This window comes from Pseudonocardia oroxyli (assembly GCF_900102195.1).
Lineage (GTDB): Bacteria > Actinomycetota > Actinomycetes > Mycobacteriales > Pseudonocardiaceae > Pseudonocardia > Pseudonocardia oroxyli.
Map to the genome: position 1 here is coordinate 229,012 of NZ_FNBE01000006.1, position 24,243 is coordinate 253,254.

Sequence of the window (24,243 nt, forward strand, 5' to 3'; positions counted from 1 at the left end):
TACGCCCGGGCACCGACGGGTTTGAGCGACCGGCCACGGCCGGGACCACCGGCTGGTTCACGATGCTGACGCTGACCACGGCCGCCGTCGGCCTGCCGCCCGCCGTGATCGCGGCCGGGATCGCCGTCGTCATCGGCATCGACCCGATCCTGGACATGATGCGCACGGCGACGAACGTCGCGGGCCAGATCACCGTCCCGGTGCTGGTCGCCGCGCAGGAGGACCTGCCGGACCGGGAGCCGCAGCAGGAGCCGACCGCCCCGGAGCCCGTCGCTAGGTGATGTCCCGCCGGTCCCCGACGACCCAGGCCAGCGCCATCCCCGCGCCCGCCCAGACCAGCAGGACGAGGAGCGCGCCCCAGCCCGGCGGCGGCCCGGAGACGCCCGCCAGGCCCTCCACCAGCGACGTGCCGAAGCGGCCGCCGAGCTCGTGGGCGGGCAGGTCGTAGAGGGCGATGTCGGTGGCGTTGCCCGGCAGGAAGGACGAGAGCCGGGCGACGGCGCCGGGGGCGCGATCGTCGTCCGCGCCGGAGCGCAGCACCAGCGCGATCAGGTTCTCGGCGACCAGCAGGTACACCAGCAGCGAGACGACGGCGCCCGCCTGGTTGGTCACCAGCGTGCCGACCGCGACGCCGAGTGCCCCCCACACGGCGCACACGGCGATCCCGAACGCGATCACCCCGAGCAGCAGTCCGACCGGGGGCAGCCGGGCCGCGCCCTGGCCGAGCAGCCCGGCGAACAGCCCGAGCACCCCCGCGAGGAGCGCGTACCCGGCCCCGACCCCCGCGGCCACCGCCGCCTTGGCCAGCAGCACGGGATGCCGCCCGCCGGTGAGGTAGGTGGTGCTGACGGTCCGGTGCCGGAACTCCGCGGTCGCCGACACCGCGCCGTACACCGCGGCGAACACACTCGTCAGGGACAGGGAGTAGGCGAGCGAGGCGAGGAGCACGCCGGGGAGCCCCTCGTCGAGGCCGCTCCCGACGGCCGCCCCGAACACCCCGCCGAAGATGTTGATCATGATGGCCAGCGCCGCCACGGGCAGCGCGAGGGTCCACCAGGACCGGACGGTCAGCGCCTTGAGCGCCTCCGAGCGCAGCACCGGCGTCATGCCACACCCCCCGTGAGCCGCAGGAACATCTGCTCCAGATCGCCCCGTTCCTCGACCAGCCCGTACAGCGCGACCCCCGCGGCCAGCGCGGTGTCCCCGACGAGCACGGCGTCGGCGGCCACGGCCAGCTCGCCGTCCGCGAGGTGGTCGATCTCCAGCACCCCGCGGGCGGCGAGCGCTTCGGCGAGGCGGGCCGGGTCGGCACACCGCACCCGGACGGCGGCGCGGCCGCGGACGCCGTCGAGCCCGCCCTGGTAGACGCAGGAGCCGCCGTCGACCACCACGAGCCGGTCGACGGTCTGGCCGATCTCGGCGAGCTGGTGGCTGGAGACGAGCACGGTCCGCCCCGAGCGCGCGAAGCCGCGCAGGAACGTCCGCAGCCAGGCGATGCCCTGGGGGTCCAGGCCGTTGCCCGGCTCGTCGAGCACCAGGATCCGCGGGTCGCCGAGCAGCGCGGTCGCCAGCGCGAGCCGCTGGTTCATGCCGAGCGAGAACCCGCCCGCGAGGCGGTCCGCGGCGTCGGCGAGCCCGACGAGCTCCAGCACCTGCGCGACCCGCTCGTCGCTCACCCCGACCGCCGCCGCGACGGCCTCCAGGTGGCGGCGCGCGGTGCGGCCCGGGTGCACGCCCTGGGCCTCGAGCACCGCGCCGACGACGCGGCCCGGCTGCGCCAGCTGCGCGTACGGGACCCCCTCGACCAGCGCCGACCCGGTGGTCGGCCGCACCAGCCCGAGGATCGCCCGCAGCGTGGTCGTCTTGCCCGAGCCGTTCGGCCCCAGGAACCCGGTGACCGCCCCGGGCTCGACGGTGAAGCTGAGCCCCCGCACGGCCGCGACCGCCCCGAAGGTCTTGCCGAGCCCGTCGACCCGGATCCGCCCGCTGCCGTCCGGCTGCACACCCACTCCCTCGTTCGCGTGCGCCCCATCGTGCCTCCCCCGCCTGCGGCGCCGGGTGCGGGGGCGTGCTCGGTTCGGCCCTTCTGTCCGGTCCGGAACCCGAATAGTGTGGTCGCGATCACCTCGACGAGGAGGCTCCGCATGACCCTGTCCCCCGAACGCCCCGTCGTCTCCGACATCCCCGGTCTGCTCGATCGCTGGGCCGCGGAGCGGCCCGAGGCCGAGGCCCTGCGGTTCGGCGAGGTGCGCCGCACCTGGGCCGAGCTCGACGAGCGGGTCCGGCGGCTCGCCGCGGCGCTGCGGGCCGAGGGGATCGGGCCGGGCGACCGGGTCGCGGTGCTGGACCTGAACCACCCGTCGTGTCTGGAGATGACGCTGGCGTGCGCGCGGATCGGGGCCGCCAACGCCATCGTCAACTTCCGGCTGGCGCCGCCGGAGATCGTCTACGTGATCAACGACGCGGGCGCGTCGCTCCTGCTCGTCGGGCCGGAGTTCGCGGCCGCGGCGGCCGCGATCGGCGACCGGATCCCGAGCGTGCGCCGCACCGTCGGGACGGACGAGTACGAGGCCTGGCTCGCCGCGCACGAGCCGGAGCCGGGCCCCGCCCAGGTGGATCCCGCGGACTGCTTCGTGCAGCTCTACACGTCCGGGACCACGGGTTTCCCGAAGGGCGTCCTGCTGACCCACCGCGCGATGCTGGCGCACTCGGACAACGTGGGGCACAGCTTCGAGGTCGACCCGACCGCCGTCGTGCAGGTGGCGATGCCGCTGTTCCACGTCGGCGGCACGTCCTACGCCCTGCTCGCGATCGCGCACGGCGCCCGGATCGTGATGCTGCGGATCCCGGACCCGGCGGCGGTCGTCGCCCAGCTGGAGCAGGAGCGGATCACGCACACGTTCCTGGTCCCGGCGCTGCTCGCGGGCGTCGCGCAGGTGCCCGGGGTGGCCGAGCGGGACCTGTCGGCGATCCGCACGCTGTCCTACGGCGCCTCGCCGATGCCGCTGCCGGTCCTGCGTGCCTGCCTGCCGCTGTTCCCGGGCCGGATGCACCAGGTCTACGGCATGACCGAGGCCTGCGGCGTGGTGTCGGCGCTCGGCCCGGCGGACCACGAGGACCCGTCGGTCGCCCACCGCCTGATCAGCGCGGGCACGCCGATCCACGGCTGCGAGATCGAGGTCCGGGACCCGGCGACCGGGGACCCGGTGCCGACCGGCGAGCCCGGCGAGATCTGGGTGCGGTCCGCGCAGCTGATGGCCGGGTACTGGACGCAGCCGGAGGCCTCGGCGGCGGCCGTCACCCCCGACGGCTGGCTGCGCTCCGGGGACGGCGGCCACCTCGACGCGGACGGCTACGTGTACGTGACCGACCGGGTCAAGGACATGATCGTCAGCGGCGGGGAGAACGTGTACCCGGCCGAGATCGAACGGGTACTGGCCGAGTACCCGGGCATCACGGACGTCGCGGTGATCGGGGTGCCGGACGAGCGGTGGGGCGAGGTGCCCCGCGCGGTCGTCGTGGCACCCGGCGGCCTCGACGAGGCGGCCGTGCTCGCCCACTGCCGCGCGCACCTGGCCGCATTCAAGTGCCCGAAGGGGATCAACGTCGTGGACGAGCTGCCGCGCAACCCGACCGGCAAGATCCTCAAGAAGGACCTCCGCGCCCCGTACTGGGCCGGCCGCGAACGCCGCACGGTCTGACCGAACGGGGCCTGTGCCTGCGCGGAACGATCTGACAGTCTCACTGTCATGAAGCTCTCGACACAGCTGCCGTACTCCGACGACCCGGTCGGCGGGGCCGAGCGGATCGTCGAGCTGGAGAAGGCGGGCCTCGACGTCGTCTGGGTCGCCGAAGCCTACAGCTACGACGCCGTCTCGGTGATGGGGTACCTCGCCGCCCGCACCGAGCGGGTCGAGATCGGCTCGGGGATCCTGCCGATCTACTCCCGCACCCCCACCCTGACGGCGATGACGGCGGCGGGGTTGGACGCCCTGACGAACGGCCGGGCCATCCTGGGCATCGGCACCTCCGGCCCGCAGGTGATCGAGGGCTTCCACGGCGTGCCGTTCGACAAGCCCGTGGCCCGCACCCGCGAGGTGATCGAGATCTGCAGGCAGGTGTGGCGGCGGGAGAAGATCGACCACCACGGGATCTACGACATCCCGCTCTCCGGCGGCACCGGGCTGGGCAAGCCGCTCAAGCTCGTCAACCACCCGAAGCGCAGCGACATCCCGATCTGGGTCGCGGCCCTCGGCGACAAGAACCTCGAGATGACCGCCGAGCTGGCCCAGGGGTGGCTGCCGCACGCCGTCGTCCCGGAGCGGATCCAGCAGGCCTTCGGCGGCCCGCTCGCGGCGGGCCTGGCCAAGCGGGACCCCGCGCTGGGGCCGCTGCAGATCGCGGGCGGCGGGTTCCTCGCCCTCGAGCCGGAGATGTTCGAGCACGCCCGCAACGCCGCCCGGTCGATGTTCGCGCTCTACGTCGGCGGCATGGGCGCGCGCGGCAAGAACTTCTACAACACCGTCATGCAGCGGCAGGGCTGGCCGGACGAGGCGAAGCTCGTGCAGGACCTCTACCTCGACGGGCGCAAGGAGGAGGCCGCCGCCGCGCTGCCCCAGGAGTTCATCGACTCCGTGACGCTGGTCGGCGAACCCGGGTTCGTGAAGGAGCGGATCGCCGCGCTGCACGAGGCGGGCGTCACGCACCTGCAGGTCACTCCGGTCACCGCGGACGCCCCGAAGGTCTTGTCGCAGGTCAAGGAGTGGCTCCCGGCGTGACCCGGGGGGTCGGTCACGGCGCGTGAGGAGCCCGTTCCACAATGGGGTGGTGCCGGATCTGCCCGTACGTACCTCGGACGAGCCGCTCGCCGCGGACGCCTACCGGTACATCGCGACGCACGCGTGGTGGATGGGGACCTTCTGGGACGACGCCGCGGACGACCCGTCGTGCTACGTCCACCTCTCCGAGCACCTGCTCCAGCAGTGGACCCCGGCGATGCAGGAGTCCGACTGGCTCCTCGACCGGGTCCTCACCGGCCGCGTGCAGTGGCTGGCGGGGTCCGGTGAGGCCGCCGTCGCCGCCGGGTTCACCCTGACCGACCACTGGCCCGTCGGCCGCTTCCGGGCGCCGTTCGGCGACTTCTACGCGGAGCTGAACGAGCTCGAGCCGCGGCGGCCCGCGGGCGGCTGGGCGAACCCGACGCCGGAGTTCGTCGCCCTGCTCCCCCGCGATCCGCGCGCCCTGCGCGCCCGGCTCGAGGAGGACTCCCCGCCCGGGCGCAGCTACAGCGGCCCCTTCCGCAGCGCCGTCGACGCGCTGCGCACGTGCATGCTGCCCGCCGACCTGCGCGGCGCGCTGTACGCGGCCCTGCTCGAGCTGCCGGACGTCACGCTCGTCGACGAGGTCAAGGACCTCGACGGCAACCTCTGCCAGGCCCTCGTGCACGACGCCGGGCCGACCCGCACCGAGCTCCTCGTCGACCCCGTCGACGGCCAGTACGCCGGGGAGCGGGACGTGCTGCGCCGGAGCTCGCCGTGCGGATTGGCGGCGGGAACCATGATCGCCGAAACGTCGGTCCGCACGTCCGTGGTCGGCTTGATCGGTTCACCGCCCGGGTTCTAGCCCGCGCAACGAAACGGACACGTGATACGCGACGAACACCGTGGGTACGCCCGATTGAAGAGGACTACCCTGGGAACCCGGTCATCGGCGATCGAGAAGCGTCAGGCGAACCAAGGCGGTTGAGAGCGAGTGTCCACAGGCAGTACGACCGGCCATACCGGCGAATTCGGGGCGAACGACTTCGGCCCGAACGAATGGCTCGTGGAGGAGATGTATCAGCGCTTCCTCGACGATCCGAAGGACGTCGACCCGGCCTGGCACGACTTCTTCGCCGACTACCGACCCGGAGGCTCGCTGTCGGGCGCCGCCCCCGCCGAGGACAGCCCGACCGCGCAGGCGGCCGCCGAGCAGGCCGATGCCGAGCAGGCCGCCGCCGCCGCGCCCGCCGAGCCCGCCGCACCCGCAGCCAAGTCGTCCACCAACGGTTCCACCCCCGCCGCCGCCGAGACTGGAAAGCAGAACGTGGCCCCCGTCAGCTCCGCCACCACGTCCGCCACCGAGACCCGCGCGAACGGGACCCGCACGCCCGCCGCCGCGCCCGCCAAGCCCGCCGCGGGCAGCACCTCGCAGGCCGCCGCGAGGCCGGCTGCGGAGAACAAGGACCAGGTCGCGCCGATCCGCGGCGCCGCGAACGCGGTCGTCAAGAACATGAACGCCTCGCTGGCCGTGCCGACGGCCACCAGCGTGCGCGCCGTGCCCGCCAAGCTGCTGGCGGACAACCGGATCGTCATCAACAACCAGCTCAAGCGCACCCGTGGCGGGAAGATCTCCTTCACGCACCTGATCGGCTACGCGGTCGTGCGGGCGCTCGCGGACTTCCCCGGGATGAACAAGTCCTTCGCGGAGACCGACGGCAAGCCCACGATCGTCACGCCCGAGCACGTCAACCTGGGCCTCGCGATCGACCTGCCCGGCAAGAACGGCCAGCGCTCGCTCGTCGTCGTGTCGATCAAGGGCTGCGAGAACATGACGTTCGCGCAGTTCTGGTCCGCCTACGAGGGCATGGTCCACAAGGCGCGCAACGGCGCGCTCACCGCCGAGGACTTCCAGGGCACCACGATCTCGCTGACCAACCCGGGCACGCTCGGCACCAACCACTCGGTGCCGCGGCTGATGCAGGGCCAGGGCGCGATCATCGGCGTCGGGGCCATGGAGTACCCGGCCGAGTTCCAGGGCGCGTCCGAGGAGCGGCTCGCCCAGATCGGCGTCAGCAAGATCATCACGCTGACCTCGACCTACGACCACCGGATCATCCAGGGCGCCGAGTCCGGGGACTTCCTGCGCCGGGTCCACCGCCTGCTGCTGGGCGACGACGGCTTCTACGACGACATCTTCACGTCGCTGCGGGTGCCGTACGAGCCGATCCGCTGGGTGCAGGACTTCCCCGAGGGCGAGGTCGACAAGACCGCGCGCGTCCTCGAGCTGATCGAGTCCTACCGGACCCGCGGCCACCTGATGGCCGACACGGACCCGCTGAACTACCGCCAGCGCCGGCACCCGGACCTGGACGTGCTCAGCCACGGGCTCACCCTGTGGGACCTCGACCGGGACTTCGCCGTCGGCGGGTTCGGCGGCGAGCACCACATGAAGCTCCGGGACGTGCTGGGCCTGCTGCGGGACTCCTACTGCCGCACCGTCGGCACCGAGTACATGCACATCGCGGACCCGGAGCAGCGCGCCTGGCTGCAGGAGCGCATCGAGGTCCCGCACCAGAAGCCGAGCGTCGTCGAGCAGAAGTACATCCTCTCGAAGCTGAACGCCGCCGAGGCGTTCGAGACCTTCCTGCAGACCAAGTACGTCGGCCAGAAGCGGTTCTCCCTCGAGGGCGGCGAGACCGTCATCCCGCTGCTCGACGCCGTGTTGGACAAGGCCGCCGAGAACGAGCTGGACGAGGTCGTCATCGGCATGCCGCACCGCGGCAGGCTGAACGTCCTGGCGAACATCGTCGGCAAGCCGATCAGCCAGATCTTCCGCGAGTTCGAGGGCAACCTCGACCCGGGCCAGGCGCACGGCTCCGGCGACGTTAAGTACCACCTGGGCGCCGAGGGCAAGTACTTCCGGATGTTCGGCGACGGCGAGACGGTCGTGTCGCTGGCGTCGAACCCGAGCCACCTCGAGGCGGTCGACCCGGTGCTCGAGGGCATCGTCCGCGCCAAGCAGGACCTCCTCGACAAGGGCGAGGGCGGGTTCACCGTCCTGCCGCTGATGATGCACGGCGACGCGGCGTTCGCGGGCCAGGGCGTCGTCGCGGAGACGCTGAACCTCGCGCTGCTGCGCGGCTACCGCACCGGCGGCACCGTGCACGTCGTCGTCAACAACCAGGTCGGCTTCACCACCGCCCCGGAGCACTCCCGCAGCTCGCAGTACTGCACGGACGTCGCGAAGATGATCGGCGCGCCGGTCTTCCACGTGAACGGGGACGACCCCGAGGCCTGCGTCTGGGTCGCCAAGCTGGCGGTCGAGTACCGCGAGCGCTGGAACAACGACGTCGTGATCGACATGATCTGCTACCGCAGGCGCGGCCACAACGAGGGGGACGACCCCTCGATGACGCAGCCCGCGATGTACGACGTGATCGACGCGAAGCGCTCGGTGCGCAAGATCTACACCGAGTCGCTGATCGGTCGGGGCGACATCACGATGGAGGAGGCCGAGCACGCGCTCAAGGACTTCTCCTCGCAGCTGGAGCACGTGTTCAACGAGGTCCGCGAGCTGGAGAAGAACCCGCCCGTCGTCTCGACCTCGGTCGAGAGCGAGCAGGTCATCCCGAAGGACCTCGACACCGCCATCCCGCTCGAGGTGGTGCACCGCATCGGGGACGCGCACGTCGACCTGCCCGAGGGCTTCACCCCGCACCAGCGGGTCAAGCCGGTGCTGGCGAAGCGCTCGACGATGTCACGCGAAGGGAATATCGACTGGGCCTTCGGCGAGCTGCTCGCCTTCGGCTCGCTGGCGATGGACGGCAAGCTCGTCCGCCTCTCCGGTCAGGACTCCCGGCGCGGCACCTTCGTGCAGCGCCACTCGGTGGTCATCGACCGCAAGACCGGCGAGGAGTACTACCCGCTGCGCCACCTGTCCGAGGACCAGGGCCGGTTCCTGCCCTACGACTCGGCGCTGTCGGAGTTCGCGGCCGTCGGCTTCGAGTACGGCTACTCGGTGGCGAACCCGGAGGCGCTGGTCCTCTGGGAGGCGCAGTTCGGCGACTTCGTCAACGGCGCCCAGTCGATCATCGACGAGTTCATCTCGTCCGGTGAGGCCAAGTGGGGCCAGATGAGCGACGTCGTGCTGCTGCTGCCGCACGGCCTCGAGGGCCAGGGCCCGGACCACAGCTCCGGTCGCATCGAGCGGTTCCTGCAGCTGTGCGCCGAGGGCTCGATGACCGTCGCGCTGCCCAGCGAGCCCGCGAACTACTTCCACCTGCTGCGCAGGCACGCGCTCGACGGGGTCCGCCGCCCGCTCGTCGTCTTCACCCCGAAGTCGATGCTGCGGAACAAGGCCGTGGTCTCGCGAGTCGAGGACTTCACCGAGGGCAGCCGGTTCCGCCCCGTGATCGACGACCCGCAGTTCCGCTCCGGCGGCGACACCGCCGGCGTCACGAAGGTCCTGCTGTGCAGCGGCAAGATCTTCTGGGAGCTGCACCAGCACCGGCAGAAGAACGAGATCACCGACACGGCCATCGTGCGCGTGGAGCAGCTCTACCCGGTGCCGGACGCGGAGCTCACCGAGATCCTCGAGCGGTACCCGAACGCGGGTGACGTCCGCTGGGTCCAGGAGGAGCCCGCGAACCAGGGCGCCTGGCCGCACATGGGTCTGGAGCTGCCGGAGAAGGTCGAGCGGCTGGCGAGCATCAAGCGGGTCTCCCGGCGCCGGATGGCGGCACCCGCGGCGGGGTCGTCGAAGGTGCACGAGGTCGAGCAGCGCGAGCTGATCGGCAAGGCCTTCAGCTAGTCGGATGTACTTCACCGACAGGGGCATCGAGGAGCTGGTCTCCCGGCGTGGGGACGAGGCGGTCAGCGTGGAGTGGCTGGCCGCCCGGCTCCGAGACTTCGTCGACGAGCACCCGCACTACGAGGACGCGGTGGAACGCCTCGCCACCTACCTGGCCCGCCAGGACGAGGACGAGTAGGCGGACGGCGCGTTCGCTCACACCTGGTGGGCGAACGCGCCGTTCGTCGGTCGGCGGGGCGGGGACTCAGCGGCGGAAGCCGAACTTGGTGCGCTGGATCAGGGCCATCAGGGCCTGGTGGGCCGCGTACATCTCCTGCTCGTACTCCGCCAGGCGCCGTGGGTCCGCGCTCGGGTCGGGGCGGGGAAAGGGGCGGACGGTCATCCACGCCTCCGACCACATGGCGTCCAGCGCGGTCTCCCAGTGCGAGCGCGCCGCGAGCTCGCTCATCGCGGCCCGCTCCCCGATCCGGCCCATGCGGTCGTCGAGCACCGCGAGCCGGTCCTCCAGCTCCGCGGCCCGCACCGCGTCCCGCCTGCGCAGCGCCTCGGCGGCGGAGGCGATCCGGGCCGTCTCCGCGCGGTAGCGCTCGGCGGGCGACTGCTCGGTCACGACATCTCCCCCGGCCCCGGCGCCGCCTCGTCCGGTCCGGGGACCAGGACCACCTCGGGCCGGGCGTGTTGGGCGCGGTCGAAGAACAGGCCGCGGCCCGCGCGGGGGCTCCACGCGACCGCCGTCATCGAGGCGAACGGGGCGAGCTCGGCGCCCTGGACGTCGAGCCCGATCCAGGCTCCGACGTCGTCCGGGCTCGCGGACAGGGTGAGCAGCTGTTTGAGCCGCATGGGCGAGCGCCACCAGCCGACGACGTGCACGCCGACCTCCGGCCCGAACCGCACGACGGTCCGCAGCGCGTCGGTGCCGCTGCGTTCGAGCAGGGGATCGGCCGCGTCCGCCCCCTGGACCAGCAGGAACACCGGGCTGCGGTCGCCGCCTGCGGCGCGGCCGCGCACCTGCTCCGCGAGGTCCTCGACGGCGGCGCGGAACCCGGTCAGGGTGACGGTGACCAGATCCGGGTCGGACGTCCCCTGCCGCACCGCGGCCGCCACCGTCTCGGTGTCCCCGACCAGCGGGGCGACGAGGAACCGGGCCCGCGGGCTGGTAAGGGCCAGCGACCGCGCCGCGGCGGCGAGCACGCGCACGGCGTCCTCACTGCTGCCCAGCACCGCGACGTTGCGCCCCGGCGCGTCCGGCAGCCGGACGCGCGCGGCGGTGCCGTCGATGTCGATCACCTGGCCGAGCACCGCCTGGACGGGATCCTCGGGCGAGACGCGGGCGACGAGCGCGGCCGCGGACGGCGAGCGCGCGCCGTCGAACAGCCGCGGCGGCTCGCCCGCATACCGCTGGTGGGCCTCCTTCTGGACCTGGTGCACCGCGGACCCGGCGCCGGCGTCCGGGATCCGGGCGATCTCGTTGGCGTGCCGGATCCCGGACTCGTGGTTGATCACCGCATGCCACTTGGGCAGCGTCAGCGCCACCTCGTTGAGCTGGGCCAGCACCCGGCGGGCCCGGGGCAGCGCGATGCGCAGCACGAACTGCTCGAAGATCGCGGGCCTGCCCCAGAAGGCCTCGATGCCGGACACGTCCTGGCTGGCGAAGACCAGGTGGATGCCCTGCGAGCGCCCGCGCCGGGCGACGTCCTCGAGCAGGTTGGTCGCCCGCTTGGCCAGCGCGTCGTTCTCGGCGAACAGGTACTGGAACTCGTCGATCACCGCGACGATCCGCGGCCACTGCCGCTCGTGGTCGGGCAGCCCGCGCAGCTCCTGGAGCTTGGTCACCTCGTTGGCCTTCGCGACCTCCGAGCGGGTGCGCATCTCGTCCGCGAGGAACTGCAGCAGCGCCAGCCCGAACTCCCGGTCGGTGTTGACGTTGATCCCGATCAGCCGCGCGTGCGGCAGCCAGGTCTGGTCCCGGCGGCCGGGCGCGAACTGCGCGAAGGAGACGCCCTCCTTGAAGTCGAGCAGGTAGAAGGCGAGCTGGTCGGGGCGGTAGCGGGCGGCGAGCGAGGCGATCATGCCCAGCAGCAGGTTGGTCTTGCCGGAGCCGCTGGGGCCGCCGATCAGCGCGTGCGGGGAGCTGTCGTCGAGCCGCAGCTCGACGACCGTGCCGTCGTTGAAGCCGATCTCGGTCTGCAGCCCGGGCGCGGAGTCGCCCTCCCCCCGTTCGGCCGGAAGCAGGTCGTCGAAGCGGCGCACCAGCGCCCGCCACCGCTCGTGCGCGCTGACGATCGTGGTGCAGGCGGCGGTGACGGCGGCCCGGTCCAGCGGCGGGTCCGGCGCCACCTCCACGGCGGGCCCGGTCATCGAGCAGCGGACGTCGGTCTCGGTCAGCCGCACGCTCTCCACGGGCGCGGCCACCGTGATCGGCAGGTCCAGCAGTACGAGCACGATCCCGCAGGCCAGGCCGCTGCGGGCGATGCGCTGCAGCTGCCGCTGCTGCTCGTCCGGCAGCGCCGAGCGGTGGCCGGCCAGCACCACGACCACCCACGGCTCGCTGCGTTGCCCCTTGGCCGCGGCATGCGCGGACACCGAGGTGTAGCCCTCGATCAGCACCTGCTGGTGCACCCGGCGGATGCGGGCCGAGAGCTCCTCAAGCAGGTCGTCGAGCCGGTTGGGGTCGTGTGCCACGAGCAGGTCGGTCCGCGAGAGCGGGTGCATCGCGGGGAACATCGAGTACTGGCTGCCGTCCCAGACGTCCACCCGCAGCACCCCCGGCCGGAAGGCGGACAGCAGCCGCATGAGCAGCCGCTCCACCAGTGCCTCGCCGTCCGCCCGGGTGTTCGGGGTGGTGTCCACGCGCAGGTGGGCCTCGTCCAGCAGCGGGACCGCGACCGGGAACTCGCCCCCGTCGTCCCCGCCGCCCTCCACCCGGCCCGCGCCGATCCGCCACAACCGGGGAAAGCCCTCGATGCCGCCCCGCGCCGGGTCGTCCCCGCGGGACTCGCCGCCGACCGGGGGCAGCGGCACGTCCCCCATCCAGCCCAGACCGGGGTCACCCGCGGCGCCGGGCGCGGCCTCGGCCAGGAGGTCCCGCAGCCGCCCGGGCCCGTCCGTGGCCCACTCCGCCAGCGCCGCGCTGCGGTCCGCCTCCGCGCGCGCGGCGACGGGGCCGAGCAGCCGGGAGCCGAACGCGGGCCCCAGACCGGGGTCCCGGGCCGCGCCGTCGACCCCTTCGCGGCGCAGCCACAGCTCGAACATCGCCACGGCCTGGCGGTGCACCGCCTCGTCCCGCAGCCCACCGGCCGCGCCGAGTACGCGCGCGGTGGCGGCGTGGAAGGCGTCGAACGCCGCGGCGACGCGCTCGCGCCGCCGCGCACCGGGCAGTCCCGCCATCTACAGCCCGGCCCCGAGGCCGCCGATCAGCTCGCCCGCCTCGTACAACGCGACCGCCACGTCGTCGACCTCCTCGCGCGCCCGGCTCAGGTGCTCGGCGGGCAGGTCGGTACCCGCCCGCGCCGTGAGCTCCTCCAGGATGCGCGCCGCCTCGCTCAATCGCTCGGCGGCGACGAGGGTGTGCGCACGGGCCTCGGCGGTGAGCCCACCGATCCCGTCCAGCGCGGCGCGCAGTTCACCGAGGGACACTACAAGCGCGCGGAGACGCCCTCGGCGGCCTCCATCGCGGCGTTCACGGCCTGCTGGACGTCCCCGATCTTGCTGGCCGCGTCGGCGAAGTAGGCGTTGGCCTGCTCCACGTCGCTCTGGCTGCTGCCCTCGGTCACCTGGGCCAGCGCGGTCTGCGCCTGCTCGATGCAGTCCTGGGCCTGTTGCAGGGCCCCCAGGCTCTCCGACGCCCGGTCGTTGGCCTGCGCGATCCCGGACCGCACTTCCTCGATGCTCGCCACGGCGGCAGTCGTCCCTCTCTGTGCAGATGATTTCGCGAGCAACGTACCGCGTGGGTGTCGTCACCGGCAGTGAAGCCCTCGTCCTGCGGGACGGACCGGACATCCTTACCGTGACCCGGGACACCCACCCCGGGAGGCCGCGGTGAGCACCGAGCAGGTCGGTACCACCGAGCAGCCGCCGCCGACCGGGGTCGGCCCGGGCGACCTCGTCGCCACGATGGTCGCCGGTGCTGTTGCTGCTCAACCCGACGCGGGTGGCGCGGGAGGGGCGCTCGGGGTGGGTCTCGAACCTGTTCCTGGGTACCGCGTCGCTGCTGTTCCTCGTCCTGCTCGTCACGGACCTGGTGAATCGCTCTCAGATCATGGTGAGCAGCATGACCGCCATCGCGGAGGCCATGACGAGGTGCGCCACGGCGGCGGCCTGCGGGGTCCGCAGGACGGCGAGCCGGGTGCCCTCGATGGCCGGGGCGTGGGCGGCGCAGCCCGCGGAGTGGACGGAGTGCGCGGGGTGGGCGGAGTGCGGCTCCTGCTCCGCCGGGCCGCCCGCGGTGGCGAGCACCGCGGTGCGCGAGCGGTGGGCCGCGGCGAAGCGGTCTCCGCAGCGCATGACGTGCCAGGCGAAGTACCCGGCCAGCCCGATCGCGACGACCGACGCCCAGGCCCCCGGGCCCGTCGCGCCGCCGTGGTGGGCGTGCCCGCCGGCACCGGACGCCTCGGTCTGCAGGCCGATCCCGAGCATGAACAGCATGGCGATGCCGCAGACGACGTGATGCCCCGCGTCGTCCGTCTCGAGGCCGGTGCGCAGCACCGAGGCCGCGAACCAGGCGGCGCTCAGCCCGAACACGGCGATCCAGGCGGCGGCGGGCAGCGGGTCACCGAGCGGCGAGAACATCGCGGCCATCCCGAACCCCATGGCGGCGTGCGAGGCCTCCCCGACCGCGGGCCGACCGTCTCGGCGGGCCGTGGCCAGCCGTACCAGGTGCAGCAGCCCGAGGCCGAGGGAGACGGCGGCGAGCAGGGCGGTGAACCAGGTCATGAACGGTCGACTCCCTCAGGCCGGACTACTGCTCGGTCGGGCCGGAGAGTAAGCAGAACGGAGCAATCGAATCCACTCCGTGGTCGGGTACCCACAGCGGGTGACAGGCGGTCCGGGGCACTTCAGTGTCCCAGCCCGACGCCCGTGGCGGAACCACCGGCAGCGGTCCGGACATTCGTCCTGGACTCCGCCGACACGAGGGGGCTGTCGGCCCTGCCTCCCAAGGGCGCGGACGCGCCACCCCGCACCCGTCGAATGACCGGACCGGTCCGACTGTGCGACAGATCACACCCGGAGCACCGCGATGATCCACTCGTCAGGAGCGGAGCGGTCGGAGATCGACCGCTCCGCTCTCGTCGGACGGATCAGTGGCGGATCAGGGCGGCGCGGCGCCGCGCGGGGCCGCTAGAGGCCCTGCTGGGTCAGCCAGTTCTTGGCGACGGTGTCCAGGTTGGGCTTGTCCGGCGCGTTCGCGGTCTTGTTGAGCTCCAGCAGCCCCTCGGTGGTGAGCTTGGCCTGCACCGCGTTCAGGATCTGCTTGACCTGGTCGGTCGCCTTCGCCGAGTTGATCAGCGGGACGACGTTCTGCGCGGCGAAGTTGTTCTGCGGGTCCTCGAGCACCACGAAGTTGTTCGCCTCGATGCTCGGGTCCGTGGTGAACAGGTCCGCGGCCTGGACCTGGCCGTCCGCCAGCGCCTTGACCGTGACCGGGCCGCCCGCGTCCAGCGCGGTGTAGCCCTTGAACTCGAGGCCGTAGGTCTCCTTGAGACCCGGGATGCCGTCCGGCCGGGTCTGGAACTCCGAGGGCCCGCCGAAGGTGACGTTCGCGGCCAGCGGCGCCAGGTCGGCGATCGACTTCAGGTTGTTCTGCTGCGCGAACGCCTGGGTGACCACCACGGCGTCCTTGTCCTCGGCCGCGGCCTTGTCCAGCACCGTCAGCGGGGCGGGGACGACGGACCGCAGCGCCGTGTAGACCGCGTCCGGCGCGGTCTCGGTGGCGTCCTTCTTGATGTACTGCAGCAGGGTGCCGGTGTACTCGGGCACCATGTCGATCGAGCCGTCGGTGAGCGCCGGGTAGTAGACCTCGCGGCTGCCGATCGGCGGCGTGACCTCGACCTGGACGCCCTTGGCCTGCAGGGCCTGCGCGTAGATCTGGGCGAGCAGCTGGCTCTCGGTGAAGTCGGCGGAGCCGATCCGGATGGTGTCGCCCGCGGCGGGCGCCTGGCTGGATCCGCCCGCGACCGGGTTGCCCCCGCCGCCGCAGGCGGTGAGGCCCAGCACCAGGGCCGCGCCTGCGGCCACGAGAGTGAGGGGTCGTCTGAGGTTCACGGCGTCGCTCCTGCCGGTTCGGGTGTCGCAGTGGTGGTGTCGGTGGAATCGGGGGACGAGTCGGGGGTGGTGATCTCCGCGGTCGGCGAGCGCCTGCCGCCGCCGCGCAGGCCGGGTGAGACGACGGCGCGCTGCACAAGCGCGAGCAGTCCCTCCACGGCGAGGGCCAGCAGGGCGACCAGGATCGCCCCGGCCGCCATCTGGGAGTAGTCGAGGGACTTGAGCCCGTCGATGAGGAAGCGGCCGAGGCCGCCGAAGCTGACGTAGGCCGCGACCGCCGCGGTGGCGATGACCTGCAGGGCCGAGGCGCGCAGCCCGCCGAGGATCAGGGGCAGCGCGTTCGGGATCTCGACCTTGAACAGGATCTGCCACTCGCGCATGCCCATCCCGCGGGCCGCGTCCACGGCGCCCTGGTCGACGTTGCGCACCCCGGAGTAGGTGCCCGCCAGCAGCGGCGGCACGGCCAGGACGGCGAGCGCGATGGTGACCGGCAGCAGGTCGATGCCCATGAGCAGCACCAGCAGCGTGAGCAGGCCGAGCTCGGGCAGCGCCCGCATCCCGTTCGCGATCCCGACGACCAGGAACCCGCCGCGGCGGGTGTGGCCGATCAGCGCGCCGAGGGGCACCGCGACGACCGCGCCCAGGGCCAGGGCCAGCACCGAGTAGAACAGGTGCTCCCCGATCCGCGCCGGGATGCCCGTGGGCCCCGACCAGTGCGCCGCATCGAAGAGGTAGGAGAACAGGAGGCTCATGCCGCCACCCGGGCCCACGGAGTGATGAAGCGGCCCGCCAAGACCAGCAGCCCGTCCACGACCAGCGCCAGGAGCACGATCAGCACGATCCCGACGATGATCTCGGTCGGGAAGTCCCGCTGGTAGCCCTCGGTGAACAGCTGCCCCAGGCCGCCGACACCGATCAGCGCGCCCACCGACACCAGGCTGATGTTCGACACCGCGGCCACCCGCAACCCGGCGATCAGCACCGGCACGGCGAGCGGCAGCTCCACGGACACGAACCGGCGCCCCGGCTTGTAACCCATGGCCGTGGCGGCCGCGACGACCAGCGCCGGGACGGCGGCGAGCGCGTCCGCCACCGACCGGACGAGCAGGGCGACGGTGTAGATCGTCAGCGCCACGACGACGTTCAGCGGGTCGAGGATCTGGGTGCCCAGGATCGCGGGCAACACGATGAACACCGCCAGCGACGGGATCGTGTAGAGCACGCTGGCCGCGGGGATGAACACGGCCCGCACGGCGCCGTTGCGGCTGGCCAGCCAGCCCAGGGGGACCGCGAGCACCAGCCCGGCGACCACCGGGATCAGCGCCAGCACGACGTGGACCTGCAAGGCCCCCCAGATCAGCGCGGTGTTGCGCGGGATCCAGTCCCAGACCATCAGCCGGTCCTGCCCCTCACGCCGCTTCGCGGGCCGCGGCGAGGGCCGCGAGCACCGCATCCGCCGAGATCGAGCCCGCGAGCCTGCCCTCGTCGTCCACCGCCACGCCCTGCCCGGACGGGGAGGACAGCGCGGCGTCCAGCGCGCTGCGCAGCGACCCGCTCGCCACGGGGTGCAGGGTGCCGCCGGGCAGCACGTCCGCCTCCGCGACCGGGCCCGCCCCGGTGACCCACCCGAGCGGCTTGTCCTCCTCGTCGACGACCAGCGTCCAGCCGCCCGTCGCGGACTCCCCCACGTGCACCGGGGTGATGGTGCCGAGCGGCACCTCGTCCGACAGGAAGCCCAGCGTGCGGTACCCGCGGTCGCGGCCGACGAAGCCGTCCACGAAGTCGTCCGCCGGGCGGGCGAGCAGCTCGGCGGGCTCGGCGTACTGCGCGAGGTGCCCGCCGGTGCGGAACACGGCGACCTTGTCCCCCAGCTTCACGGCCTCGTCGATGTCGTGGGTGACGAACACGATGGTCTTGCCCAGCTCGCCCTGCAGCCGCAGCAGCTCGTCCTGCAGGCTCTCCCGGACCACCGGGTCGACGGCGCTGAACGGCTCGTCCATGAGCAGGACGGGCGGATCCGCGGCCAGCGCGCGGGCCACCCCGACCCGCTGCTGCTGCCCGCCGGAGAGCTGCGCCGGGTAGCGGCCCGCCATCTCCGGCCCGAGCCCGACGGTCTGCATCAGCTCCTCGGCCCGCGCCCGCGCCTTCGGCTTGGACCAGCCGAGCAGCAGGGGGACGGTGGCGATGTTGTCCCGGATCGTCTTGTGCGGGAACAGCCCCGCCTGCTGGATGACGTAGCCGATGCCGCGCCGCAGGTCGGCGGGGTGGCCCGCCATGACGTCCCGCCCGTCCACCGTGATGGTGCCCTCGGTCGGCTCGATCATGCGGTTGATCATGCGCAGCGAGGTGGTCTTGCCGCAGCCCGAGGGCCCGACGAACACGGTGATCTTCCCGGACTCCACCACGAGGTCCAGCCCGTCCACCGCGACCGTGCCGTCGGCGAACCGTTTCGTGACGCTCCGGAACTCGATCACGTCGATTCCCCCGTCCACAGACGCCCGCCGTTCGGGCGCCTTGGGACCCTAACCGCACCCACCGACAAGAGCGACACGAATGGCGGACCGTGATCCCATCGGGACCGGTCGGGGCGGCGCCGCGCGGGCCCTCAGGCGCCGAGGGCCCGGGCGGGGGTGGCGAGGCGGCCGCCCGCGAGGGTGCGGCGCAGGGCGTCCGGCTCGAGGGGCCGGGCGAAGAGCCAGCCCTGGTAGGCGTCCACGCCGAGGCCGCGCAGCACGTGGAACTGCTCGGCGGTCTCCACGCCCTCGGCGACCGTCGTGCGGCCGAGTGCCCTGGCCATGTCGACGACCGCGCGGGCGACCGCGAAGTCCGCCGGGTCCGCCGCCACACCGGTCACGAAGGCCCGGTCGACCTTCACCGTCTGGGCGGGCAGCTGCTTGAGCCGGGCCAGCGAGGAGTAGCCGGTGCCGAAGTCGTCGACGGCGAACCGGACGCCCAGCCCGACCAGCTCGGCCATGGCGTCGAGCGCGGACTGCGGCAGCTCGACGAGGCTGGTCTCGACCAGCTCGAGGATCAGCCGGTTCCAGCCCAGCCCCGCCGCCTCCACGGCCGCGGTGACCTCGGCGAGGAACAGCGGGTCGCTGGGCAGCAGCCCGGCGAGGTTCACCGCGACGGCGGCCGGCGCGGGCCAGTCCGCGGCCTCCCGCACCGCGGTGCGCAGGACCCAGAGGTCGAGCTCGCGCATCATCCCGGCGCGCTCGGCGACCGGGAGGAACTCCCCCGGGCTGACCGTCCCGCGCTCGGGGTGGCGCCAGCGCACCAGGGCCTCCGCGGACAGCACGGTCCCGTCCGGACCGACGACCGGCTGGTACTCCAGCACCAGCTGGTCGTCCGCGAGGGCCGCGCGCAGCTCGGCCTCGAGCTCCAGCTGCTGGTCCGCGGCGGCCACCACCGAGGCCGTCGCGACGACGACCTCGCCGCGGCCGGTGCGCTTGGCGTGCTGCATCGCGACCTCGGCGTAGCGGAGCAGGTCCGTCTCGCCGTCGGGGAGGACGTCCGGGGTGACGACGCCGACGGACGCGGTGATCCGGACCGTCGCGCCGTGCACCGGCGCCGTCGCCCGCAGCAGGCCCGCGACCGTGTGGGCGAGTGCCTCCGGGCCGTCGGTGAGGGCGTGGTCGGCGCAGAGCACCGCGAACTGGTCGGCGGACAGCCGTGCGGCGGTGCAGGAGGCGGGCAGTCCGCGCCGCAGCCGCTCCGCGGTCTCGACCAGCAGGTCGTCCCCCGCGTCGTGGCCCAGTGAGGAGTTGACGCGGGCGAAGTCGTCCAGGTCGCCGCAGACGACCGCGACCCGGTCGTGGCCCGCGCCCGCGAGCAGGTCGGCCAGCAGCGCGACGGCGCCCGCGCGGTCGAGCAGGCCGGTGAGGTCGTCGTCGCCCATCGCGGCGGGGACCGCCGGGCGTTCCGGGCGGGTGGCCGTGACCAGCCAGAACGGATCGCCGTCGTCGGACAGCGAGGCGCTGACGCCGACCCGGCAGGTGAGGGTGGTGCCGTCGCCGCGGGCGAAGCGCACGGCGTCGAGCCGGTAGCCCTCGCCGCCCGGCGCGATCCGGCGCAGCCAGATGGGCAGCTCGGCGGCGCCGGTGTCCGGCTGGGGGGTGGCGTCGGCCGAGAGGGCCAGCGCGGTCCGCGAGCGCAGGTCCTCGAGGGGGCGGTCGAGCAGCCTGCAGAAGGTCGGGTTGGCGTCGGTCAGGCGACCGGAGGCGTCGAACAGGGCGACGCCGTCCGCGACGGTCGCCATGAGCGCCGCGAACCGCTCGGCGGCGTGGTCGGAGCGGGGTCGGACCGGCTGCTCGGGCGTGACGTCCCGGACCATGCCCGCCAGCCGCAGCGGCCGCCCGTCCGGACCGCGCTCGACGCGGGCGCGGCAGGTCAGCACGTGACCACCGGACGAATGGTCGGCTCCGCGAGCTCCGCCTCCGCCGACCCGCAGCTCCACCTGCTGCTCCTCCGGCACCTCACCGGCGCGCAGCGCGCGGCACAGCGCCGCGACCTGCTCGCCCTCGATCGGGCCGAGCGGCCCGTCCGGCCGCACGCCGAGCTCGGCGTAGAGCCGGTCCAGCGAGGGGCTGCGCCGCAGGGTCGCGGTGGCGAGGTCGTAGCCCCAGGTCCCGACGCGGGCCATCCGCTCCAGCTCGGCCGTCCAGCGTCGGTCGGGCTCGGGCTGCTCGACGAACAGCACGGCCTCGAGCCCGCCCGGCAGCGCCCAGCGGACGACCCGCACCCGGACGGTCACGCCGTCCGCGCGCCGCAGCCGGGCGTCGGCGTCCGGGCCGCTGAGGATGCGGTCGAGCGGAAGCCCGATCGGGTCCGGGCCGTGGTGGGCCGCCAGCCGCAGGAAGGCCGGGTTGACCCGCAGGATCCGGTCCCGCGCGTCGCAGACCACCGACGGCGCGGTCGGCAGCGGCACCACCTCCACGGGCGGCGGGCCGAACGCGGCGTCCCGCACGGTCGGCGGCACCCCCGGGTCGGTGATCTCGGCGGGCGGGAGGAGGTGCGGGCCGGAGTACTGCTCCGGCGGAGCGACCACCTGCACGGTGCCGGGCTCGGTGCCGGCCTCGGCGTCCCCGTCGTCCACAGGCTCGGCTTCGACCGGGAGCGGCGTCGGCCTGCGCGAGGTCGGGACGCGACCGCCCGAGGGCGCCGAGATCGCCCGCGCGATCCGGTCGGCGAAGCGGGCCTGCTCCGGCTTCGGGGCCTCAGCCCGCGAGCGGAGCCGCCCGAGCCTGCGGACCGGGTCCTCGTCGGGATCGGGCAGGCCGGGGGGTACCTGCTCGTCGACCCCCTCGTCGCGATCTCCGTAACCGCCCACCGGTGCCCCCCGTGTAAGCCCGTGCCGGCGCCGTTCTGACGCCGTCACCGACTCCAACGAGCGACTGCTCCACTCGATCCGGTCATCCGCCTCGAATGGCCGACGTCAACCCGAGTGAGGTACGTCTCCGTGATCCACTCTGCGTGATCGGCTGGGCCGACCGGCGGAAGAGCCCCTGGTGGGGCTGCTACCGCCGATCACTCCCGGTAGACCCCGCGGCCCAGGCCTGCGCGACCGCCGCCGCGACCTCGGGCGCGACGCGCGGGTCGAACGGGCTCGGCACGATCCGGTCCACCGCCAGGTCGTCCGTGGCGACGGAGAAGATCGCCTCCGCGGCGGCCAGCTTCATCGCCTCGGTGATCCGGCGCGCCCCGGCGTCGAGCGCGCCGCGGAAGACGCCGGGGAAGGCGAGGACGTTGTTGATCTGGTTCGGGAAGTCGCTGCGCCCGGTGGCCACGACCGAGGCGTACCGGCCCGCCGCGGACGGGTGGATCTCCGGGTCCGGGTTGGACAGCGCGAACACGAACGGGTCGGGCGCCATGGTGGCCAGCAGCTCCTCCGGGAGCGTGGCGCTGGACAGCCCGACGAACACGTCCGCGCCGCGCATCGCCTCGGCGATCCCGCCGGTGACCCCGCGCGGGTTGGTCTCGGCCGCGAGCGCGCCCTTCTCCCCGCCCCGGGCGGTGTCGATGACGCCCCGGGAGTCGAGGACCACGACGTCCGACGCCCCGGCCGCGAGCAGGATCCGCGCGCACGCGACCCCGGCGGCCCCCGCCCCGGAGATGACCGTCCGCAGGCCGGCGAGGTCCCGCCCGGTCGCGGCGCACGCCCCCTTCACCGCCGCGAGCAGGACGATCGCGGTGCCGTGCTGGTCGTCGTGCATGACCGGGCAGTCCAGGGCCTCGATCAGCTTGCGCTCGAGCTCGAAGCAGCGCGGCGCCGCGACGTCCTCGAGGTTGACCGCGCCGAAGCTGGGGCGCAGCCGCACCAGGGTCTCGACGATCTCGTCGACGTCCGTGGTGTCCAGGACCAGCGGGATCGAGTCCAGCTCGCCGAAGGTCTTGAACAGCGCGGACTTGCCCTCCATGACCGGCAGGCTCGCGCGCGGGCCGATGTCGCCCAGGCCCAGCACGGCGGTGCCGTCGCTGACCACCGCGACCAGCCGGTCGGTCCAGGTGTAGCGCCGGGCCAGGGCGGGATCGGCGGCGATCGCCCGGCTGACGTCCGCGACGCCGGGGGTGTAGGCGATGGCCAGGTCGCGCGCGTCCCGCAGCGGGGTGGCGAGGCCGGTGGAGAGCTTGCCGCCCTCGTGCGCGGCGAAGATCTCGTCGCGGGTGGGCAGGGTGCGCTCGGGAGAGAGGGTCACGGGAGAGCTCCGGAAGATCGGGTGCGGTGAAGAGCGCCTGCACCTCCGGGCGGGGTCTCGCCGGACGGGTGCCGGACGGCCCCTCGTCGGTTCGCCGCGGGTCGGCGACGAGACCACGAGGATGGGCTGTCGGGTACTGGGGGAGGACGGTACCTCAGAGTCGTCGTGGGCGGGGCCACATCCTGTGCGTGACGACGGCCACGACCTCCGCCGGGCCGAGCGTGCGCGAGTCGGTGGAGCCGAAGGGGTTGTCGCCCTCGACCCACCAGCCGCCGCCCTCCGGCCGCGTCGCGCGCTTGACCGACAGCTGCTGCGGACGCGCCGACCAGCGGACGAGCACGACGTCACCCGGGCGGGCGGTCCGTCCGAACCGGACCAGGACGACGTCCCCGTCGGACAGGGTGGTGGACATGGACGGGCCGCGCACGGTCACCCGCCGCCATCTCGTTGCCAGATCAATCACCCACCTCTCGCGATGCCTCCGGCCGACCCCCGAGAGTAGGGTCGGCCCTGCCAGAGAAGATCACCACCAGGGAGGACCCATGCGGCTGCCCCGCATTCTCCGCCCGCGGCTGGAGGCCACCGCGCACTGCGACCTCCCCTGCGGCGTGTACGACCCGGCCCAGGCGCGCATCGAGGCCGAGTCCGTCAAGGCCATCCAGGAGAAGTACCAGGGCAACGAGGACGTGGACTTCCGCGCCCGTGCCATCGAGATCAAGGAGCAGCGCTCCGACCTCGTGAAGCACCACCTCTGGGTGCTGTGGACCGACTACTTCAAGCCGCCGCACTTCGAGAAGTACCCGGAGCTGCACGAGCTGTTCAACAAGGCCACCAAGGCCGCGGGCGCCGCAGGCACCAAGGGCTCCAACGACCCGAAGACGGGCCAGGAGCTGCTGGACTACATCTCCCAGATCGACAAGATCTTCTGGGAGACCAAGCAGGCCGCCTGAGCCCAGGGTCTGACGAGCGGCGCCGATCGGCGGGACGCGTTCCCGCGGGTCGGCGCCGCTTCGCGTCGTCGGGGGTCCTCGGGACGATCCGGGGATCGGGGAGTGCCCCTCGTCAGCCGGCGGGCTGAGGCTTCGGGCAGGGCAGACCCCGTCCACGGATCAGCGGCAGGTAAATCTCGTCGACGATCTCCACAAGGACCTCGTCCGGCACGGCCGGGACACCACGCAGGGCGTACTCGCCGCGCAGCACCGTCATCGGCAGGGCCGCCACCCGCGGCTGCACCGCCTCCGGGGGCGCCTCGCCGCGCGCCACCGCCCGACCCAGGAGCGTGAACCAGGCGGCGCTCAGCGCGCCGCCTCCCGCCTGCTCGCGCAGCAGCTCGAGTAGGGCGGGCTCGTCCGCGGCGGCCGCCAGGAGATCACGCAGCACCGCCCCGTGGGGCGAGGACCACGTGGCGTTGGCCTGCCGCAGCAGTTCCAGGGCGTCGCCACGGAGACTGCCCGTGTCCACTGTGGGCGTCCGCGCGTCCGCCACGTACTTGTAGGCGGCGACACCGAGTGCGGCCCGCTGCGGCCAACGCCGGTAGATCGCGTTCTTGTTCGTGCCGGCGCGCCGAGCGACCTTGTCCATCGTCATGCCGGCGTACCCGGACGCACGGAGCTCCTCGGCGGCCGCACGCAGGATCGCCTCCTCCAGCTCCGCGCCTCTCCGCCGCCCCACCGTCACGGTACGGAGCGTACCTTCTCGCCTGATACGGTACGCCCAG

General features: G+C 73.4%; 21 protein-coding genes and 1 pseudogene. 7 read left to right on the plus strand and 15 right to left on the minus strand.

Features of this window, described 5'->3' with window-relative positions:
• Positions 1–32 precede the first annotated feature (32 nt).
• Positions 33–281 (plus strand): annotated as a pseudogene (locus BLS43_RS11605) (cation:dicarboxylate symporter family transporter); the annotation flags it as partial.
• Here the strand turns inward: BLS43_RS11605 and BLS43_RS11610 are convergent.
• Positions 274–1,107: a hypothetical protein gene (locus tag BLS43_RS11610; RefSeq protein WP_093082233.1), complete on the minus strand. Its 834-nt coding sequence runs from the start codon at positions 1,105–1,107 to the stop codon at positions 274–276. The pseudogene BLS43_RS11605 and the gene BLS43_RS11610 sit on opposite strands and share 8 nt — an antisense overlap.
• Complete coding sequence (locus BLS43_RS11615; protein ID WP_093082715.1) at positions 1,104–2,003, minus strand: ATP-binding cassette domain-containing protein; 900 nt, start codon at positions 2,001–2,003, stop codon at positions 1,104–1,106. The genes BLS43_RS11610 and BLS43_RS11615 overlap by 4 nt, the downstream gene beginning before the upstream one ends.
• A 141-nt stretch (positions 2,004–2,144) precedes the next feature.
• On the opposite strand from BLS43_RS11615, the gene BLS43_RS11620 reads away from it, so the two are divergent.
• From BLS43_RS11620 to BLS43_RS29940, 5 genes are all read left to right on the plus strand, one after another.
• A complete protein-coding gene (locus BLS43_RS11620) occupies positions 2,145–3,701 on the plus strand; it encodes a long-chain-fatty-acid--CoA ligase (RefSeq protein ID WP_093082237.1) in 1,557 nt (518 codons plus the stop codon).
• Between the two features lie 48 nt (positions 3,702–3,749).
• On the plus strand, positions 3,750–4,778 hold the full coding sequence (locus tag BLS43_RS11625; protein ID WP_093082242.1) for an LLM class F420-dependent oxidoreductase: 1,029 nt from the start codon (positions 3,750–3,752) through the stop codon (positions 4,776–4,778).
• 49 nt (positions 4,779–4,827) lie between these two features.
• The gene (locus BLS43_RS11630; protein WP_143030013.1) at positions 4,828–5,622 is read left to right on the plus strand and encodes a hypothetical protein; all 795 of its coding nucleotides are present in this window, start codon (positions 4,828–4,830) and stop codon (positions 5,620–5,622) included.
• A gap of 210 nt (positions 5,623–5,832) precedes the next feature.
• The gene (locus BLS43_RS11635; RefSeq protein WP_245707443.1) at positions 5,833–9,570 is read left to right on the plus strand and encodes a multifunctional oxoglutarate decarboxylase/oxoglutarate dehydrogenase thiamine pyrophosphate-binding subunit/dihydrolipoyllysine-residue succinyltransferase subunit; all 3,738 of its coding nucleotides are present in this window, start codon (positions 5,833–5,835) and stop codon (positions 9,568–9,570) included.
• A gap of 4 nt (positions 9,571–9,574) precedes the next feature.
• Complete coding sequence (locus BLS43_RS29940) at positions 9,575–9,748, plus strand: DUF6104 family protein (RefSeq protein WP_093082256.1); 174 nt, start codon at positions 9,575–9,577, stop codon at positions 9,746–9,748.
• A 66-nt stretch (positions 9,749–9,814) separates the two neighbouring features.
• Here BLS43_RS29940 and BLS43_RS11645 read toward each other — a convergent pair whose 3' ends face one another.
• From BLS43_RS11645 to BLS43_RS11700, 12 genes are all read right to left on the minus strand, one after another.
• Complete coding sequence (locus BLS43_RS11645; protein WP_093082260.1) at positions 9,815–10,180, minus strand: hypothetical protein; 366 nt, start codon at positions 10,178–10,180, stop codon at positions 9,815–9,817.
• On the minus strand, positions 10,177–12,957 hold the full coding sequence (locus BLS43_RS11650; protein ID WP_093082264.1) for an FtsK/SpoIIIE domain-containing protein: 2,781 nt from the start codon (positions 12,955–12,957) through the stop codon (positions 10,177–10,179). The genes BLS43_RS11645 and BLS43_RS11650 overlap by 4 nt, the downstream gene beginning before the upstream one ends.
• Entirely contained in the window at positions 12,958–13,206 is a 249-nt protein-coding gene (locus BLS43_RS11655) for a hypothetical protein (RefSeq protein WP_093082269.1), read from the minus strand. It abuts the gene before it with no gap.
• The gene (locus BLS43_RS11660) at positions 13,206–13,466 is read right to left on the minus strand and encodes a hypothetical protein (protein ID WP_093082274.1); all 261 of its coding nucleotides are present in this window, start codon (positions 13,464–13,466) and stop codon (positions 13,206–13,208) included. Before BLS43_RS11660 ends, BLS43_RS11655 begins: the two co-directional genes overlap by 1 nt.
• 355 nt (positions 13,467–13,821) lie before the next feature.
• Positions 13,822–14,502 (minus strand): DUF5134 domain-containing protein, encoded by a 681-nt coding sequence (locus BLS43_RS11665; protein WP_093082279.1) that lies wholly within the window; start codon positions 14,500–14,502, stop codon positions 13,822–13,824.
• A gap of 405 nt (positions 14,503–14,907) precedes the next feature.
• Positions 14,908–15,831: an ABC transporter substrate-binding protein gene (locus BLS43_RS11670; RefSeq protein ID WP_093082283.1), complete on the minus strand. Its 924-nt coding sequence runs from the start codon at positions 15,829–15,831 to the stop codon at positions 14,908–14,910.
• Positions 15,828–16,583: an ABC transporter permease gene (locus tag BLS43_RS11675; RefSeq protein WP_093082720.1), complete on the minus strand. Its 756-nt coding sequence runs from the start codon at positions 16,581–16,583 to the stop codon at positions 15,828–15,830. Before BLS43_RS11675 ends, BLS43_RS11670 begins: the two co-directional genes overlap by 4 nt.
• Entirely contained in the window at positions 16,580–17,224 is a 645-nt protein-coding gene (locus tag BLS43_RS11680) for an ABC transporter permease (RefSeq protein ID WP_093082725.1), read from the minus strand. The genes BLS43_RS11675 and BLS43_RS11680 overlap by 4 nt, the downstream gene beginning before the upstream one ends.
• 16 nt (positions 17,225–17,240) lie before the next feature.
• Positions 17,241–18,305 (minus strand): ABC transporter ATP-binding protein, encoded by a 1,065-nt coding sequence (locus BLS43_RS11685; RefSeq protein ID WP_093082731.1) that lies wholly within the window; start codon positions 18,303–18,305, stop codon positions 17,241–17,243.
• Between the two features lie 131 nt (positions 18,306–18,436).
• Positions 18,437–21,160 carry a putative bifunctional diguanylate cyclase/phosphodiesterase gene (locus tag BLS43_RS11690; protein WP_093082287.1) on the minus strand — a complete coding sequence of 908 codons (2,724 nt, stop codon included), beginning with the start codon at positions 21,158–21,160 and terminating at the stop codon, positions 18,437–18,439.
• A gap of 187 nt (positions 21,161–21,347) precedes the next feature.
• A complete protein-coding gene (locus BLS43_RS11695; protein WP_093082292.1) occupies positions 21,348–22,526 on the minus strand; it encodes an NAD(P)-dependent malic enzyme in 1,179 nt (392 codons plus the stop codon).
• A 154-nt stretch (positions 22,527–22,680) separates the two neighbouring features.
• Positions 22,681–22,989, minus strand: a complete 309-nt coding sequence (locus tag BLS43_RS11700) for a S26 family signal peptidase (protein WP_281245827.1) — start codon at positions 22,987–22,989, stop codon at positions 22,681–22,683.
• Between the two features lie 79 nt (positions 22,990–23,068).
• Between BLS43_RS11700 and sodN the strand changes: the two genes are divergently transcribed.
• A complete protein-coding gene (gene sodN, locus BLS43_RS11705; protein WP_093082297.1) occupies positions 23,069–23,476 on the plus strand; it encodes a superoxide dismutase, Ni in 408 nt (135 codons plus the stop codon).
• A gap of 112 nt (positions 23,477–23,588) precedes the next feature.
• Here sodN and BLS43_RS11710 read toward each other — a convergent pair whose 3' ends face one another.
• Positions 23,589–24,203 carry a TetR/AcrR family transcriptional regulator gene (locus tag BLS43_RS11710; protein WP_093082302.1) on the minus strand — a complete coding sequence of 205 codons (615 nt, stop codon included), beginning with the start codon at positions 24,201–24,203 and terminating at the stop codon, positions 23,589–23,591.
• Positions 24,204–24,243 lie beyond the last annotated feature (40 nt).

Coding starts and splice junctions, on each gene's coding strand:
- BLS43_RS11635 (WP_245707443.1), top strand. CDS start 5,833: ATGTATCAGCGCTTCCTCGACGATCCGAAGGACGTCGACCCGGCCTGG.
- BLS43_RS11625 (WP_093082242.1), top strand. CDS start 3,750: ATGAAGCTCTCGACACAGCTGCCGTACTCCGACGACCCGGTCGGCGGG.
- BLS43_RS11610 (WP_093082233.1), bottom strand. CDS start 1,107: ATGACGCCGGTGCTGCGCTCGGAGGCGCTCAAGGCGCTGACCGTCCGG.
- BLS43_RS11675 (WP_093082720.1), bottom strand. CDS start 16,583: ATGAGCCTCCTGTTCTCCTACCTCTTCGATGCGGCGCACTGGTCGGGG.
- BLS43_RS29940 (WP_093082256.1), top strand. CDS start 9,575: ATGTACTTCACCGACAGGGGCATCGAGGAGCTGGTCTCCCGGCGTGGG.
- BLS43_RS11665 (WP_093082279.1), bottom strand. CDS start 14,502: ATGACCTGGTTCACCGCCCTGCTCGCCGCCGTCTCCCTCGGCCTCGGG.
- BLS43_RS11620 (WP_093082237.1), top strand. CDS start 2,145: ATGACCCTGTCCCCCGAACGCCCCGTCGTCTCCGACATCCCCGGTCTG.
- BLS43_RS11650 (WP_093082264.1), bottom strand. CDS start 12,957: ATGGCGGGACTGCCCGGTGCGCGGCGGCGCGAGCGCGTCGCCGCGGCG.
- BLS43_RS11680 (WP_093082725.1), bottom strand. CDS start 17,224: ATGGTCTGGGACTGGATCCCGCGCAACACCGCGCTGATCTGGGGGGCC.
- sodN (WP_093082297.1), top strand. CDS start 23,069: ATGCGGCTGCCCCGCATTCTCCGCCCGCGGCTGGAGGCCACCGCGCAC.